This window comes from Shewanella sp. SM23, assembly GCF_025654295.1.
Lineage (GTDB): Bacteria > Pseudomonadota > Gammaproteobacteria > Enterobacterales > Shewanellaceae > Shewanella > Shewanella oncorhynchi.
In genome coordinates, this window is sequence record NZ_JAKKRM010000047.1 from 1 (window position 1) to 1,321 (window position 1,321).

1 protein-coding gene is annotated in these 1,321 nt (G+C 46.1%); it reads left to right on the plus strand.

Going from position 1 to position 1,321, the window contains the following annotated elements:
* Window positions 1-96: 96 nt before the first annotated feature.
* The gene (locus L5L98_RS22165) at window positions 97-1,113 is read left to right on the plus strand and encodes an IS110 family transposase (protein WP_263143571.1); all 1,017 of its coding nucleotides are present in this window, start codon (window positions 97-99) and stop codon (window positions 1,111-1,113) included.
* Window positions 1,114-1,321 lie beyond the last annotated feature (208 nt).

Below are 1,321 nucleotides of genomic sequence, written 5' to 3' on the forward strand. Positions count from 1 at the left end.
CATGGATAATGGAATGGACCCATCCACTTTAAATCGGCCTCGCAATGGGCCACGATGTAGTCGCTAAAACTCATCAGAAAGAGGACGGGTCCACCTATGAAGATTACTACAATCGGTTTAGATATCGCAAAGTCTGTTTTTCATGCTGTTGGCGTCGATAAAGCGGGCAAGTTAATCAAAAAGAAAATGCTTAGACGCAAAGACTTGCTGCCCTTTGTCGCGAAAATTGAGCCTTGCCTTATCGTTATGGAGGCGTGTGGCGGCGCGAGTTATTGGGCCAGAGAATTCGAGCAATTTGGGCACGTAGTTAAGTTAATTGCCCCGCAGTATGTGGTTCCTTTTAGGCAAGGTAATAAAAATGACTACAACGATGCGCTAGCCATTGCCGAGGCTGCGCAGCGGCCCAACATGCGGTTTGTAAAACCCAAAAGTATCGAGCAGCAAGATGTGCAACTGCTCCACCGAATGCGCGAACGATTAACTAAGCAATCCACAGCGTTAATCAACCAAGTGCGAGGCATGTTAGCAGAATACGGCATCGTGATAGCCAAAAGTAAATCGGCTTTTAAAGTACAGTTCCCAGATATTTTAGCGGATGAAACCAATGCGCTGACCACTAAAGGTCGGGCCATTTTTTATCACTTATATGAAGAATTTAGTGATATAGAAAAACGGCTTAAGAGTTGTGATGCACAAGTGCTTACTGAAACTAAAAACAATGTGATTTGCCAGCGTTTAGAGACTATCCCTGGCATTGGTCCAGTCACCGCTACCGCCTTTTATGCCGCCGCAGGTGATGGTAAAGATTTCAGTAATGGCAGGCACTTTTCAGCTTGGTGTGGCTTGGTTCCCAAACAACACAGCAGCGGAGGTAAAGATAACCTCCTTGGGATAAGCAAGCGGGGAAATGCGTATTTACGCACCCTGTTCATCCACGGCGCCAGAGCGGTGTTGCAACACAGCCAGAATAAGCAAGATAAGTTTAGTTGCTGGGCAATCCAGTTAGCAGAGCGCCGAGGTTTTAACCGAGCCTGTGTAGCCGTCGCCAATAAGCTCGCGAGAATGGCATGGGTTATCGCGGCGCATGACGAAGAATATCGACTTCCAGTATAGTGCTGAATAGATTCAATAAACGTTAATAATTAATCAACCAGCAAGTTGCTATGACAATTGATTTGATGATGAGACAGTCAGACTGATCTACTGAAAACCTTAGCTCGCCATAGGCTCATAATGAAGCCGCAAGGATGATAAGGACAGTAGAAGCAGATATCCATCAGGGCCAGAGGCATACCTCAATAACAGGCCGAATATATGGGTG